This window comes from Achromobacter sp. Root565, assembly GCF_001427425.1.
GTDB lineage: Bacteria > Pseudomonadota > Gammaproteobacteria > Burkholderiales > Burkholderiaceae_B > Achromobacter > Achromobacter spanius_D.
Genome location: NZ_LMGO01000001.1, coordinates 3,684,825 through 3,698,759 on the forward strand (window position 1 = coordinate 3,684,825; position 13,935 = coordinate 3,698,759).

The window sequence follows — 13,935 nt, forward strand, 5'->3', positions numbered from 1 at the left end:
CAACCTGGGCCGCGCCATTCAGAAACGACATAGGGAGTGTGCCATGACCGACAAGAAGCCTCTGACCACCGCCTCGGGCGCCCCAGTACCGGACAACAACAACACCCTGACTGCCGGCCCGCGCGGTCCCGCCCTGCTGGAAGATTTCTGGCTTATTGAAAAACTTGCCCACTTCGACCGCGAACGCATCCCCGAGCGCGTCGTCCACGCCAAGGGCTCCGGCGCCTACGGCACGTTTACCGTCACCCACGACATCAGCCGCTACACCCGCGCCAACATCTTTTCCAAAGTCGGCAAGCAGACGCCGCTGTTCCTGCGCTTTTCGACTGTCGCTGGCGAACGCGGCGCGGCCGACGCCGAACGCGATGTGCGCGGCTTTGCCATCAAGTTCTACACCGACGAAGGCAACTGGGATCTGGTCGGCAACAACACGCCCGTCTTCTTCATCCGCGACCCGCTGAAGTTCCCCGACTTTATCCACACCCAGAAGCGCGATCCCAAGACCAACCTGCGCAACGCCACCGCGGCGTGGGATTTCTGGTCGCTCAATCCCGAATCGCTGCACCAGGTCACCACGCTGATGAGCGATCGCGGCATCCCCGCCAACCTGCGCCAGCAGCACGGCTTTGGCTCGCACACGTTCAGCTTCATCAACGCCAATAACGAGCGCTTCTATGTGAAGTTCCACTTCAAGTCGCAGCAGGGCATCGCCTGTCTGACCGACGAAGAGGCCGCGCAGGTCGTCGCCCACGACCGCGAAAGCTCGCAGCGTGACCTGTTCCAGAACATTGAAGAGCGCAATTTCCCGAAGTGGACGCTGAAGGTGCAGATCATGCCCGAGGCCGAAGCCGCGACGTATCACATCAACCCGTTCGACCTGACCAAGGTCTGGCCGCATGGCGACTATCCGCTGATCGAGGTCGGCGTGCTGGAGCTGAACCGCAACCCCGAGAACTACTTCGCCGAAGTCGAGCAGGCCGCCTTCACGCCGGCGAACGTGGTGCCGGGCATCGGTTTCTCGCCGGACAAGATGCTGCAGGGCCGCCTGTTCTCGTATGGCGACACGCACCGCTATCGCCTGGGCATCAATCATCACCAGATCCCGGTGAATGCGCCCAAGTGCCCGTTCCACAGCTTCCATCGCGACGGGGCTGGGCGGGTGGACGGCAACGCTGGCGCCACGATCAACTACGAGCCCAACAGCGCGGGCGAGTGGAAGGAAACGCCCTCGGCGGCCGAACCGCCGCTGGCGCTGGACGGGCAGGCCGCGGCACGCTGGAACCATCGCGTCGATGACGACTACTACTCGCAGCCGGGCGCCTTGTTCCGCCTGATGACGCCGGCGCAGCAGGAATTGCTCTTTGGCAACATCGGCCGTCACATGGCGAGCGTGCCGGAAGTCATCCAGCGCCGCCAACTGGATCACTTCAGGAAGGCCGACCCGGCCTACGCCGAGGGCGTGGCCAAGGCGCTGGGGCTGAAGCTGTAAGCGTTACGCACCATCCATGAAAAGGGGGCGGCATCATGGCCGCCCCCTTTTTCATGCCGATCGCTCGATCGCCGCAACAATCGCCGCAACAATCGCCGGAATCATCCCGCAGCAACCGCCGCGAACTGCACGCCAATCACCGTTGCATCCCCCAACGCCGCACCGTCAGCCGCTCCAGCGTATCGAACGCCAGGTTTTCCACAAGCAGACCGATGATGACCACCGCGGCCAGGCCGGCGAACACCCGGTCTGTGTATAACTCGTTGCGGTTCTGAAAGATGTACCAGCCCAGCCCGCCCTTGCCGCTGGACGCGCCGAACACCAGTTCGGCTGCGATCAGCGTGCGCCAGGCAAATGCCCAGCCGATCTTCAGGCCGGCCAGGATGGCGGGCAGGGCGGCCGGCACCAGAATCTGCAGCACGTAGCGCAACCCGGTCAGCCCGTAATTGCGCCCCGCCATCCGCAGGGTGTCAGACACCCCGAGAAAGCCCGCATACATGTTCAGCGCCAGCGCCCACAGCACGGAGTGGATCAGCACGAATATCAGGCTGCCTTCGCCCAGGCCGAACCACAGCAGCGCCAGCGGCAGCAGGGCAATCGCCGGCAGCGGATTGAACATCGCCGTCAGGGTGGACAACAGATCGCGACCGAACCGCGTGGACACCGCCAGCGTCGTCAGCACAAAGGCAAGTACGACGCCCGCCAGATAGCCCTGCACCAGCACGCGCATCGATTGACCGGCGCGCGCCAGCAGTTCACCGCTGGTCACGCCGTCGACGAAGGCCTGGCCGGTCTGCCAGGCGCCGGGCAACAGCAGATCATTGTCGGTATAGCGCGCCGCCAGTTCCCACACCGCCGCCAACAGGGCAAGGATCACGCCCTTGCGCAGGGCGGCGTGCTGCCACAGCCGCTCGTGCCACGGCAGCGGCGTCTCCGCAGCCTGAGGGGGCAGGGGCGGCAGATCGTATTCCACCTCGGGGCGAATGAACGCCGATCCGGCATGGCTGATGCTCATGCGCGCTCCTCTCAAGCCGCCGCGCGCTCGGCCTGAGCCAGCGGCGGAGCGTCGAACAACAAATCGTGAATGCGGCGCGACGCCGCCTGAAACGCTGCCGATCCCTGACTGTGCAGGTCAAAGCCGTGCGCATTCAATTCCGCGCGCACACGGCCCGGATGCGGGGACAGCAACAGGATGCGGCTGCCCAGCACCAGCGCCTCTTCGATCGAGTGCGTGACAAACAACAGCGTGAACCGCACGTCGTCCCACAGCGCCATCAATTCTTCCTGCATGCGCCGGCGCGTCAGCGCATCCAGCGCCGCGAACGGCTCGTCCATCAGCAGCACGCGCGGCTGCATGGCCAACGCGCGCGCAATGGCCACGCGCTGCTTCATGCCGCCCGACAGCGTATGCGGATAGGCATCGGCAAAGCCCGCCAGCCCGACCTTGTCCAGGTAGTGCATCGCCCGTTCGTCGGCCTCGCGCCGGTTGAGCTTGCGCGACGCCAGCAGCGGAAACGCCACGTTCTGGCGCAGCGTCTTCCAGGGCGGCAGCTGGTCGAATTCCTGGAACACCACGATGCGGTCCGGACCCGGCCCTTGCACGGTCTTTCCGTCGATCGCGATCCGTCCCTCGGTGGGCTCGATGAAGCCCGCAACCGCCTTGAGCAGCGTCGATTTCCCGCAGCCGGAGGGCCCGAGCAGGATGAAACGCTCGGCGCCGTGTACGTCAAAACTGACCTGATGCGTCGCCCGCACGCGCCGTTCGCGCGTCTTATATTCGATCGACACCTTATCCACAGCCAGCAAAGGCGTGGGCCGTTGAACGTTATCCACAGGGGCGGCGGGACTCACGGCCATGTCAGCTGCCCTGCGCCGTGACGGGATCGTCGAAGAAATAGTCGCGCCAGCTGGCCGGTGCGTTCTTGATCGCGCCCACCTTGTGCATGAACTGCGCCAGCGCGAACGTGTTCTGCGGCTGCAGCTTGAACTGCACATCGGGATTCTTGATGACCTTGATGAGAAAGTCGCGGTCCTGCTTGGCGCCGGTGACGCGCAGGTAGATGTCCGCGGCCTTCTCCGGATTGGCGGCGGCAAAGCTGGCGGCTTCCTTCAACGCTTCCTGGAAGGCCTTGTAGGTCTTGGGATTGTCGCGGCGGAATTTCTCGGTGGCGAACAGCACCGTCGACGAACTGGGGCCGCCCAGCACGTCATACGAATTGAGCACGATGCGCGCCTTGGGGTTCTCGGCCAGCTCCTGCTCCTGGAACGGCGGGTTGCCGAAATGTCCGGTGATTTCCGTGCCGCCGGCAATGATGGCCGCCGCCGCGTCCGGGTGCGGCAGCGCCACCGAGATCTTGTCCAGCTTGTTGTACTGCGCATCGCCCCACAGCTTGGCCGACGCCAGCTGCAGCACGCGCGATTGCACCGACACGCCCACCGCCGGCACGGCGATGCGGTCCTTGTCCGTGAAGTCGGCAATGGTCTTCACGTTGGGATTGTTGGTGACCAGGTAATAGGGAAAGTTGCCCAGCGACGCCACGCCCTTCACATTCTGCTTGCCGTGCGTGCGATCCCAGATCGTCAAGAGCGGTCCCACGCCCGCCCCCGCGATATCCACAGCCCCGGACAGCAGCGCGTCGTTCACCGCCGAGCCGCCGGACAGCTTGGCCCACTCGACCGAGATATCCACACCTTCGGCCTTGCCGTGCTTTTCGATGAGCTGCTGGTCGCGCGCCACGTTCAGCAGCAGATAGACGATGCCGTACTGTTCGGCGATGCGGATTCGCCCTTCGGCCATGGCCGGCGTGGGCGAAGCCAGCGCCAGCACGGCAAGTATCAGCGCGAGGCCCGCGCCCGTGGCGGTCTGGACCAGTCGATCCCGTAGCGTGGAGGTCAAACGCATGGCGTTCCTTGTGGATAAGTAATGGGGGGCGGATTGGGCCGCGTCAGAACGGCGTATCGCCTTCGATCGTCGTGCGATAGAGCTTGCGGCGCAGGTGATCCGGCGTGCCGCCCGCCAGGTGGATCAGCGAACGGTTGTCCCAGAACACCAGGTCGTGCGGCTGCCATTTGTGGCGGTAGATATGTTCCGGCCGCACGCTATGGACAAACAGTTCGGCCAGCAGCGCGCGGCTCTCGTCGTCCGGCAGTCCCTCGATGCGCGTCGTGAAGCCTTCGCTCACGAACAGCGCGCGGCGGCCGTTCTCCGGGTGCATGCGCACCACCGGATGCACCACCTCCTGCACCTGCGCAATCTGCTGCGCGCTCAGGTTCGGACGCCAGTTGCCTTCCTTCTGCAGTTGCCCGTACTGGGCCAGATAGGAATGCACCCCGCGCTTGCCGTCGATCGCGTCCTTCAACGCCTGCGGCAGGGTGTCGTAGGCCAGGTGCATGTTCGCGAACAAGGTGTCGCCCCCTTCGGCCGGCAATTCCTGCGCATGCAGCAGCGACCCCAGGCTGGGCAGTTCCTTGTACGAGATGTCCGAGTGCCAGTATTTGCCCGCGTCGCCCAGCCCGATGGGCTTGCCGTCTTCCAGAATGTTCGAGACGGTCAGGATCTCGGGATGGCCCGGCAGGTGGAATTGGTGCAGCACGTGGATCATCAGGCGGCCGAACCGGCGGCTGAAGTCGATGTGCTGTTGGGGCGTAATGCGCTGGTCACGGAACACCAGCAGATGATGGTCCAGATGCGCCTTGTGCACACGCGCAAAATCCGCGGGCGTCAGTTCGCGCGACAGGTCCAGGCCAATGATTTCCGCGCCCACGGGACCGGGCAGGGGGCGCACGTCAAAGGACTGCGCCTGGGGCTGGGTGGCGGCGGGCGCTTCGCGCCGCAAGGCATTGCTCTGGGACATCGATCGCTCCGAAATCGCCTTGCGGCATGGCTGGAACGACCGATTATGGAAACCGCGCCATGTATCTCAAACGAAGATATCGGCGTTTGATCAAAGCTTTACGTCATATAGAAAAAAGCCGCGGGGCGCGCCCGCGGCTTCATCGCCATCTGCATATAAGCAAATAGCGTATCGGTCCTTACTTGGCCGGCATGAACGCCTCGACCAGCTTCACCCAGTACGTCGCACCCACCGGCAGCAGCGCGTCGTTGAAGTCGTAGTTGGGGTTGTGGAGCTGGCACGGACCCATGCCGTGATAGGACTCCATCCGATGATCGCCGTCGCCGTTACCCAGAAACAGGTACGAGCCCGGCACGGATTCCAGGAAGAACGAAAAGTCCTCCGCCCCCATGAACGGCGGCATGTCGCGCAGCACGTTTTCCGCGCCGAAGGTGTCTTCCGCAACCTTGGCCGCAAACGCGGTTTCGTTTTCCCAGTTCACCAGCGGCGGATACGCGCGCACGAAATCCAGCTCGCCCGTGCCGCCATACACCTGCGGCAGCGTGGTGGCGATGCGCCGCATGTCTGCCTCGATCTTGTCCAGCGTCTCCACCGAATAGGTGCGCACCGTGCCGCGCAGCACGGCTTCGCCGGGAATCACGTTATAGGCATCGCCCGCGTGAATCTGCGTGATCGACAGCACGGCCTGATCCAGCGGATTCTTGCTGCGCGAGATGACCGTCTGCAGCGCATGCACCATGTCGGCGGCCACGATGATGGGGTCCACGGACGAATGCGGCTGGGCGGCATGGCCCCCCACACCCTTGATCACGATGTCCCAGCGATTGCTCGACGCCATCGTCGGCCCGGCCCGGAAACCGAACTGGTTGACCGGCATGCCCGGCATGTTGTGGATGCCGAACACCGCATCGCAGGGAAACTTGTCGAACAACCCGTCCTGCATCATGGCGCGCGCGCCGGCGTTGCCGCCTTCCTCGGCCGGCTGGAAGATGAATACGACCGTGCCGTCAAAATTGCGATGCGTGGACAGATACTGCGCGGCGCCCAGCAGCATCGTCGTATGCCCGTCGTGGCCGCATCCGTGCATGCGCCCGCTGATCGTGGACTTGTGGGCAAACCGGTTGTGCTCCGGCATCGGCAGCGCGTCCATGTCGGCGCGTAGGCCGATGGTCTTGCCGCCGCTGCCGGCGCGCAAAATGCCCACCACACCAGTTTTCCCCAGCCCCGTGTGGACTTCCAGTCCCCAGCCGCGCAGGCGTTCGGCCACCAGGTTGGACGTGCGCGTTTCCTGGAACGCCAGTTCGGGATGCGCATGGATGTCGCGCCGCAGGGCGGTCAAATCCCCGTGTACGCGTTCGATTTCGGCAATGGTTTTCATGGGTGTGGATAAGCTGTCTGGATTGAAGGAAGGCGCACGCGCAAATGGCCTGCTGTTGCGGGAATTCTCGCGCCGCCCCGCGTGCCGCGTCCAGCCCTTTTTCGGCGCAGGTCAGGCGGCATCGTTCAAATGGCAGGCGCTGAACTGCCCCGGCGCGATCTCCCGCAGGAGGGGGCGCTCGGCCTTGCAGCGCGGCATGGCATGGGGACACCGCGGGTGAAATGCACACCCCGTGGGCGGATCCAGCGGCGAGGGCAGCTCGCCGCGGATGGGCTGATAGCTTCGCCGACCCGGCGTCAGCGTCGGCAGCTCCTTGAGCAACGCCTGCGTGTACGGGTGGTTGGCGCGCGCGAAAACCGTATCGGTATCGGCCAGCTCGACAATGCGTCCCAGATACATGATCGCCACGCGATCCGAGATATGGCTGACCACGCTGAGGTTGTGGCTGATGAACAGATACGTCAGGTCCAGCTCATCGCGCAACCGTTCGAACAGGTTCAGCACCTGCGCCTGGATCGACACATCCAGCGCGGCGACGGCCTCGTCGCAGACGATCACCGAAGGCTTCAGCGCCAATGCCCGCGCAATGCCGATGCGCTGGCGCTGGCCGCCCGAAAACTGATGGGGATAACGCTGTGCAAAGCTCGGGTCCAAGCCCACTTGGCGCATCAGCCCGGCCACATATTCCTGTTTGTCCCGCGAACGGATCAGGCCGTGCGCCGCGGGCGCTTCCCCAATGATGTCGCGCACGCGCATGCGCGGGTTCAGCGACGCGTACGGATCCTGGAAGATCATCTGCACGCCCAGCTCGTACGCGCGCCGCTCCGGGCCCTTCATGGCTTGCACGGGCTTGCCCTGGTAGTCCACCTGGCCGGCCGTCGGCGGCAGAATGCCGGACACGATGCGGCCCAGCGTGGATTTTCCACAGCCCGACTCACCGACGATGCCGATCACCTCGCCTGGCCTGATCGCCAGGTCGACGCCGGCCACGGCATGCACCACCTGCGTCTTCAGGCCCGCGCCCAGCAGGTTGGCGATGCGGCCAGCCAGATCCACCGGCTGCACGAAGCGCAGTTCGACGCCGCGCAGGGCGAGGATCGGCGTGGGATCGGGCGTGAGATTGTGTTGGGGGACGTTCATGTCGCGTCCGGCGCTCCAGCATGCCAGCAGCGCACCCATTGCGCCGGGCGAACCTCGACGGGCGGCGGCTCGGCCAGACAGGCGTCCGTCGCACGCGGACAGCGCCCGCGAAACGCACAGCCCTGCGGCAGATTCAACAGCGACGGCGTCATGCCGGGAATCGGCACCAGCGGCTTGCCGCGCGACGCCGGCGTCGGAATGGAAGCGATCAGCCCATGCGTATAAGGATGCATCGGGTGGCTGATGACCGCCTCGGTGCTGCCCGTTTCCACGACGCGCCCCGCATACATCACCGACACGCGGTCGGCCAGACCCGCCACCACGGCCAGATCATGCGTGATCCAGATCAGGCCTGTTCCCGTTTCGCGGCAGAGCTTCTGCACCTCGAACAGGATCTGGCCTTGTATCGTGACGTCCAGCGCCGTCGTGGGCTCGTCCGCAATGATCAGGCGCGGTGAATTCAACAGCGCAATGGCGATGGCCACACGCTGGCGCATGCCGCCCGACAGCTGATGCGGATACGTCCGCAGCCGCTCCTCCGGCGACGGAATGCCGACCATCGCCAGCGTCTGCAACGCGCGCCGGCGCGCCTCGTCGCGCGACACCTTGGCATGCGCCTGCACCGCTTCGATCATCTGCGTATCCACGCGCAGCACCGGATTGAGCGTCATCATCGGATCCTGGAAGATCATCGCGATCTCCTGACCCCGCAACTGGCGCCACCGTGCAGGCGTCGCCGCGCGCAGGTCCTCGCCGTTGAGCAGCACCTCACCATCGACAATGCGTCCGGGTTCATCCAGCAGGCCCATCAAGGAAAATCCCGTGATGCTCTTGCCCGATCCGGACTCGCCGACGAGGCCCAGGATCTCGCCTTCGGCCAGCGTCAGATCCACACCGTCCACGGCCTTCACCACGCCGTTGCGCGTGAAGAAATGCGTCTTCAGGCCATGCACCTCAAGTACAGGGGCCGGGCCAGGCAGGGGGCGTTGCGCCGCAAGTGTCTGCATCGCTCCCGTCCTCAATTCGCGTGCCGCGGGTTGAGCACATCGCGCAGGTGGTCGCCCACCAGGTTGATGGCGATGATGGCCAGCGCCAGCGCAATGCCGGGAAAGAACGAAATCCAATACTGGCCGGACAGCAGGTATTCAAAGCCGTTGTAGATCAGCATGCCCAGCGACGGCTCGGTCACCGGCACGCCGACTCCCAGGAACGACAGCGTCGCTTCCAGCGCGATCGCGTGCGCCAGGTCGATCGTGGCGATCACGATGAGCGGGGGCATGCAGTTCGGCAGCACGTGCCGGAACAGCACGCGCGACCACGACAACGACATGCAGCGCGCCGCCTCCACATATTCCTTGCCGCGCTCGACCAGCGCGGCCCCGCGTGCGGCGCGCGCAAAATACGCCCACTGCACGACGATGAGCGCGATGATCACCTTATCCACACCCTTGCCCAGAATCGCCAGCAACATCAGCGCCACCAGGATCGCCGGAAACGACAACTGGATATCCACAACGCGCATCAGCAGGGCATCGATGCGTCCGCCGAAATAGGCGGCAATCAGCCCAACCGTGGCCCCAATGCCAAAGGCCGCCAGCACCGACACGGTGGCGACCATCAGACTGGTGCGCATGCCGTAGAGGATGGCGGAAAACAGATCGCGCGCCTGGCCGTCCGTGCCCAGCCAGTGCCGCATCGAACCATCCCCGCTTTCGCTGCCCGGCTTGAGCTTCGAATCCATGATGTCCAGGCTGGCCAGATCGTACGGATTCTGCGGCGCGATCCACGGCGCCAGCAGCGCCGCCCCCACGATCACGATCAGCATCACCAGCCCCAACGTGGCGAGCTTGCTGGCAAAGAAATCCGACACGAAGCGGCGCCAGGGCGATTGCTCTTTCGTCGGGGCCGGGGGCGAGGCAACGGTGGCGGGCGTGTTCATCGGCGGCTATCCAGGCGTACGCGGGGGTCCAGCACCGTGTAGATGATGTCCACCACCAGATTCAACATGACCAGGAAGAAAACAATCAGCAGCAGATACGCCACCACCACGGGACGATCCAGGTTGATGATGGAATCGATCAGCAGCTTGCCCATGCCTGGCCACGAAAACACGGTTTCCGTCACGACGGCAAACGCCATCACCTGGCCAAACTCCAGGCCCGCGACCGTCACCACCGGAATCAGGATGTTCTTGAGCAGATGCACGCCCAACACGCGCTTTTCCGACAGGCCCTTGGCGCGCGCGAACTTGATGTAGTCCATGGGCAGCGCCTCTCGCGTGGCGGCCCGCGTCACGCGAATGATCATCGCGCACTTGGCTAAGGCAATGGTCGCGGCGGGCAATGCCAGGCTCCGCCAGCCATCGAACGTCAACACGCTCAACTGCAGCGAACCGATGCTGATCGTGTCGCCGCGGCCACCGGCCGGCACCCAGCCCAGCATCACCGCGAACACCATGATGAGCATCAGGCCCACCCAGAAATTCGGCAATGAAAACCCCAGCACCGAGCCCGTCATGATCGCGCGCGAACCCACCGCTGCGGGCTTCAAGCCCGCCAGAATGCCGAGCGGCACGCCGATCAGCACCGACAGCAGCATCGCCACACAGGCCAGTTCCACGGTGGCCGGCATGCGCTCCAGAATCAGGTGCATGGCCGGCTCGCCGGTCAGGAAGCTGTTGCCGAAGTCGCCGCGCACCGCTTGGCTCATGAAGATCAGGTACTGCCGCCACAACGGCTGGTCCAGCCCCAGCGACGCGCTGATCGCGGCGCGCTGCGCCTCGGTCGCTTCGGGACTGGCCAGCATCGAGACGGGATCGCCGACCATGTAAATGCCGGCAAAGACCAACGCCGACATGACGAGCATGACGACGATGGTCTGCAGCAGCCTTCTGACGATGGTTGCAAGCACGAGAGATGGCCCGGCGCGCTTACTTCTTCAGCGTAGCGTTCTGCGCCAGCGTGACCTGGTCCGGACGGCCCTCGTAGCGGATGTCGTTCTTCATAGCCCAGACCGACAATTCGAAATGCACGGGCAGCATCGCAAAGTCATCCATCGCGATATTGCTTGCCGTCGACAGCAACTCCGCGCGCTTGGCGTCGTCCATCGTGGACGACGCCTGTTTCACCAGGTCATCCATCTTGGGATTGGAATAACGGCTGCGGTTCGTCGTGCCCTGGCCCGCTTCCGGATTGCGCGTCATCAGCAGCGACGTCAGCGCGTTGGACATTTCACCGCTGGTCACCGACCAGCCCGCCAGATACGCCGAGAACGAATAGCTGTCGCGGTTCTTGAAGAACACCGGAGGCGCCATCGCGTCCACGCTGGTCTTCACACCGATGCGCGTCCACATCGACGCGATGGCCTGCGCCACCTTCGAATCGTTGACGTAGCGGCCGGACGGAGAACCGAGCGTGATCGAAAATCCGTTCGGATAGCCCGCTTCCTTGAGCAGCGCCTTGGCCTTTTCGACATCGGCCTTGGGCGCCTTCGAATGTTCCTTGCTGGCGCCGAACATGGGGTAGGGCAGCAGGTTGCCCGCAGGCAGGGCGACGCCGCCCATCACGCGCTCAACGAGCGCATCGCGGTTGATCGCCAGCGACAAGGCTTCGCGCACTCGCTTGTCCTTCATCGGGTTCTTTTCGGTGCCTTGCACGCCGGGCGACGGCTCCGCGTATTGGTCCAGCGCCACGTACACCACGCGCACCGACGGCGTTTCCTCGACAAAGAGCTTTTTGTCCGACTTGAGCTTGGGCAGGTCGTCGGTGGGAGGATCCTCGATCATGTCCACGTCGCCGGCCAGCAGGGCAGCCACGCGCGCGGCCGCATTGCTGATGGGCCGATAGACCACGCGATCCCATTCGGGCTTCTTGCCCCAGTAGTTCTCGTTGCGCGCCAGCACAAACTCAGCGCCGCGCTTCCACGACACGAACTTGTACGGGCCCGTTCCGATCAGGCCGTCGCCGCTATTCAATTCTGTCGTCGTCTTGCCTTCGGCCGCTGGACCCGAAGCGGCCTTCTTCGACAGGATGGGCAACTGCGCCAGATTCACCAGCAGGTTCGGCGCAACATCCTTGGTGGTGATACGGATCGTCATCGGATCCACGGCTTCGGTCTTGGCCACCGAACCCAGATAGAGCGTGAACGGCGACGGGCTGTTCGGCACCTTCGGGACGCGGTCATACGTAAATACGACGTCCTCGGCGGTAAACGGCGTGCCGTCGGAGAACTTCACGTTCGGCCGCAGCTTGAAGGTCCAGACCTTGCCATCGACAGTCCACGATTCCGCCAGCGAAGGCTGCGGCTTGAGCTGCGCGTCCGTGGCGACCAGCGTATCGAAGATGGTTTGGGAGATCTGCGTGTTCGGCGTCAACGCGTGGTACTGCGGATCCATCGAAGACGGCTCGGTCTTCAGGCCGATCACCAGATCGCGGGCCATGGCCGAACTGTATGTGCCACAGGCCATCACCACCGCGGCAGCGCCGCAGGCCAAGACACGCGAAAACCGAGATGCCATCGTGATCTCCCAGAGTTGTTTCGGGTTTTGAACCTCGGGGCCACAGTAACCAGCAAACAACGCGCCGCGCAACAGTTATATTCCCCTATTGTTTCGCCTTGTCATCTACCTCGATATGTCCGCTTACGCCCCCATTGCCGCCATTGCCACCGCTCCCGGAAGAGGCGGCATCGGCGTCGTGCGCATTTCTGGTGCGGACCTGTCCGAATTGGTGCGGCGCCTGTTTCAGCGCAATCTCACGCCCCGCCATGCGCACTATCTTCCGTTCAAGACGGTGGACGGCGAACTGCTGGACGAAGGCATCGCCATCTACTTTCGCGCGCCGCATTCCTACACCGGCGAAGACGTGCTGGAACTGCAGGGACACGGCGGTCCGGCCGTGTTGCGGCGCGTGCTCGATAGCTGTCTGACCGCCGGCCGCGACCTGGGTGTGCGACTGGCCGAACCCGGCGAATTCACGCGCCGCGCGTTTCTGAACGACCGCATGGATCTGGCGCAGGCCGAGGCGGTTGCCGACCTGATCGAAGCCTCATCGGTCGCGGCCGCGCGCGGCGCCATGGCGTCGCTATCGGGCGAATTCTCGGCACGCGTCAACGACCTGTCCGACCGCATCATTCACCTGCGCATGCTGGTCGAAGCGACGCTGGATTTTCCCGAAGAGGAAATCGACTTCCTGGAAAAGTATCAGGCGCGTCCCACCCTGGACGCATTAGCCGGCGACCTATCCGCGCTGATCGCGCAGGCGCGCCAGGGCGTCATCCTGCGCGAAGGCCTGCATGTCGTTCTGGCGGGCCAGCCCAACGTCGGCAAATCCAGCCTGCTCAATGCGCTAGCGGGCGACGACATCGCCATCGTCACACCCATTGCGGGCACCACGCGCGACAAAGTGGTGCAGGAAATCCATATTGATGGCGTTCCGCTGCATATCGTCGACACGGCCGGCCTGCGCGAAACCGAAGACACGGTGGAAAGCATCGGCATCGCGCGCACCTGGCAAGAGATCGAGCGCGCCGACGTCATCCTCCATTTGCAGGATGCCACCCAGCCGGGCGACGAACTCGACGCACAGATCACCGCGCGCCTGCCCGCCCGCACGCCGGTGCTGAAGGTATTCAACAAGGTTGACCTGCTGGCCGAGCCTTTCGTCCCCGGTCCCGGCGAACTGGGCATCTCGGCCAAGCGCGGCGCCGGCCTGGACGCGCTTCGCGCCGAACTGCTGCAGATCGCCGGCTGGAACCCCGGCGCCGAGTCGCCGTGGCTCGCGCGCGAACGGCATTTGCATGCATTGCAGGAAGCGGCCGAACATCTGGAACTGGCCGCCGCGCATGCCAGCCAGGATGACCGGGTGCTGGACCTGTTTGCCGAGGAACTGCGGCTGGCGCACGATAGTTTGTCCAGCATTACCGGCAAGTTCACCAGCGATGATTTGCTGGGGGAGATTTTTTCCAGTTTTTGCATCGGGAAGTAGTCAGGGTCTGCACCCCGCAACATGCTTGCGCACATCGATTTTCTTAATTAATAAGACTCTTCTGATTTACACGAAATATCGGCGGCTTTT

Annotated in this window: 12 protein-coding genes; 2 read left to right on the forward strand and 10 right to left on the reverse strand. The window is 64.2% G+C overall.

All coding sequences use genetic code 11. From position 1 onward, the window contains the following. The first annotated feature begins 43 nt into the window (after nucleotides 1–43). Nucleotides 44–1,489: a catalase gene (locus ASD71_RS16410; RefSeq protein ID WP_056566029.1), complete on the forward strand. Its 1,446-nt coding sequence runs from the start codon at nucleotides 44–46 to the stop codon at nucleotides 1,487–1,489. Between the two features lie 136 nt (nucleotides 1,490–1,625). On the opposite strand, the gene ASD71_RS16415 is transcribed toward ASD71_RS16410, so the two are convergent. The 10 genes from ASD71_RS16415 to ASD71_RS16460 form a co-directional block, all read right to left on the reverse strand. After that, nucleotides 1,626–2,504 (reverse strand): ABC transporter permease, encoded by an 879-nt coding sequence (locus ASD71_RS16415; protein ID WP_056566032.1) that lies wholly within the window; start codon nucleotides 2,502–2,504, stop codon nucleotides 1,626–1,628. Between the two features lie 11 nt (nucleotides 2,505–2,515). Then, nucleotides 2,516–3,346 (reverse strand): ABC transporter ATP-binding protein, encoded by an 831-nt coding sequence (locus tag ASD71_RS16420; protein ID WP_056566037.1) that lies wholly within the window; start codon nucleotides 3,344–3,346, stop codon nucleotides 2,516–2,518. Nucleotide 3,347: 1 nt separating this feature from the next. Next, a complete protein-coding gene (locus ASD71_RS16425; RefSeq protein ID WP_056566039.1) occupies nucleotides 3,348–4,391 on the reverse strand; it encodes an ABC transporter substrate-binding protein in 1,044 nt (347 codons plus the stop codon). Nucleotides 4,392–4,434: 43 nt separating this feature from the next. Continuing rightward, nucleotides 4,435–5,343: a TauD/TfdA family dioxygenase gene (locus ASD71_RS16430; RefSeq protein ID WP_056566043.1), complete on the reverse strand. Its 909-nt coding sequence runs from the start codon at nucleotides 5,341–5,343 to the stop codon at nucleotides 4,435–4,437. A 178-nt stretch (nucleotides 5,344–5,521) separates the two neighbouring features. Continuing rightward, entirely contained in the window at nucleotides 5,522–6,721 is a 1,200-nt protein-coding gene (locus ASD71_RS16435; protein ID WP_056566046.1) for a M20 aminoacylase family protein, read from the reverse strand. 111 nt (nucleotides 6,722–6,832) lie between these two features. After that, the gene (locus ASD71_RS16440) at nucleotides 6,833–7,861 is read right to left on the reverse strand and encodes an ABC transporter ATP-binding protein (RefSeq protein WP_056567011.1); all 1,029 of its coding nucleotides are present in this window, start codon (nucleotides 7,859–7,861) and stop codon (nucleotides 6,833–6,835) included. After that, complete coding sequence (locus ASD71_RS16445) at nucleotides 7,858–8,868, reverse strand: ABC transporter ATP-binding protein (protein ID WP_056566049.1); 1,011 nt, start codon at nucleotides 8,866–8,868, stop codon at nucleotides 7,858–7,860. Before ASD71_RS16445 ends, ASD71_RS16440 begins: the two co-directional genes overlap by 4 nt. An 11-nt stretch (nucleotides 8,869–8,879) precedes the next feature. Further along, a complete protein-coding gene (locus ASD71_RS16450; protein WP_056566051.1) occupies nucleotides 8,880–9,800 on the reverse strand; it encodes an ABC transporter permease in 921 nt (306 codons plus the stop codon). Then, nucleotides 9,797–10,771, reverse strand: a complete 975-nt coding sequence (locus ASD71_RS16455; protein ID WP_056566054.1) for an ABC transporter permease — start codon at nucleotides 10,769–10,771, stop codon at nucleotides 9,797–9,799. Before ASD71_RS16455 ends, ASD71_RS16450 begins: the two co-directional genes overlap by 4 nt. 19 nt (nucleotides 10,772–10,790) lie before the next feature. Then, nucleotides 10,791–12,377 carry an ABC transporter substrate-binding protein gene (locus ASD71_RS16460; protein WP_056566056.1) on the reverse strand — a complete coding sequence of 529 codons (1,587 nt, stop codon included), beginning with the start codon at nucleotides 12,375–12,377 and terminating at the stop codon, nucleotides 10,791–10,793. Nucleotides 12,378–12,492: 115 nt separating this feature from the next. On the opposite strand from ASD71_RS16460, the gene mnmE reads away from it, so the two are divergent. Continuing rightward, the gene (mnmE, locus tag ASD71_RS16465; protein WP_056567013.1) at nucleotides 12,493–13,845 is read left to right on the forward strand and encodes a tRNA uridine-5-carboxymethylaminomethyl(34) synthesis GTPase MnmE; all 1,353 of its coding nucleotides are present in this window, start codon (nucleotides 12,493–12,495) and stop codon (nucleotides 13,843–13,845) included. Nucleotides 13,846–13,935: the final 90 nt, after the last annotated feature.

Coding starts and splice junctions, on each gene's coding strand:
- ASD71_RS16415 (WP_056566032.1), bottom strand. CDS start 2,504: ATGAGCATCAGCCATGCCGGATCGGCGTTCATTCGCCCCGAGGTGGAA.
- ASD71_RS16460 (WP_056566056.1), bottom strand. CDS start 12,377: ATGGCATCTCGGTTTTCGCGTGTCTTGGCCTGCGGCGCTGCCGCGGTG.
- ASD71_RS16420 (WP_056566037.1), bottom strand. CDS start 3,346: ATGGCCGTGAGTCCCGCCGCCCCTGTGGATAACGTTCAACGGCCCACG.
- mnmE (WP_056567013.1), top strand. CDS start 12,493: ATGTCCGCTTACGCCCCCATTGCCGCCATTGCCACCGCTCCCGGAAGA.
- ASD71_RS16435 (WP_056566046.1), bottom strand. CDS start 6,721: ATGAAAACCATTGCCGAAATCGAACGCGTACACGGGGATTTGACCGCC.
- ASD71_RS16425 (WP_056566039.1), bottom strand. CDS start 4,391: ATGCGTTTGACCTCCACGCTACGGGATCGACTGGTCCAGACCGCCACG.
- ASD71_RS16450 (WP_056566051.1), bottom strand. CDS start 9,800: ATGAACACGCCCGCCACCGTTGCCTCGCCCCCGGCCCCGACGAAAGAG.
- ASD71_RS16440 (WP_056567011.1), bottom strand. CDS start 7,861: ATGAACGTCCCCCAACACAATCTCACGCCCGATCCCACGCCGATCCTC.
- ASD71_RS16430 (WP_056566043.1), bottom strand. CDS start 5,343: ATGTCCCAGAGCAATGCCTTGCGGCGCGAAGCGCCCGCCGCCACCCAG.
- ASD71_RS16410 (WP_056566029.1), top strand. CDS start 44: ATGACCGACAAGAAGCCTCTGACCACCGCCTCGGGCGCCCCAGTACCG.
- ASD71_RS16445 (WP_056566049.1), bottom strand. CDS start 8,868: ATGCAGACACTTGCGGCGCAACGCCCCCTGCCTGGCCCGGCCCCTGTA.